We start from the raw sequence: 306 nt of genomic DNA on the forward strand, positions 1-306 counted from the left end.
GTGAGCCAAACCTGGCTCACCACAGAGCAGGGAGCGGGTGCCGATCCCGTGATCAGCTTCAAGGGCGATTCGGACGCTCATATCGTGCGCGGCCTCGTCGCCATCATGCTGGCGCTGTTTTCAGGCCGGCATGCAAGCGAAATCCAGAATACGGATGCCGAAGCGACGCTGAAGGAGCTCGGCCTGGACGAGCATCTGTCGCCGCAGCGCGCCAATGGCCTGCGCTCGATGGTCAAGCGCATCAAGCGTGACGCCGAAGCGGCGCTGAAACAGCCGGCCTAATCCGAGAGCCTTGCTGAAAGCAAA

General features: G+C 62.1%; 1 protein-coding gene. It reads left to right on the forward strand.

The features are described 5' to 3' along the window. On the forward strand, nt 1–282 hold a 282-nt coding region (locus tag EN851_RS35325; RefSeq protein ID WP_135931112.1), incomplete at its 5' end, for a SufE family protein. Nucleotides 283–306: the final 24 nt, after the last annotated feature.

The organism is Mesorhizobium sp. M8A.F.Ca.ET.208.01.1.1, from assembly GCF_004791315.1.
Taxonomy (GTDB): Bacteria; Pseudomonadota; Alphaproteobacteria; order Rhizobiales; family Rhizobiaceae; genus Mesorhizobium.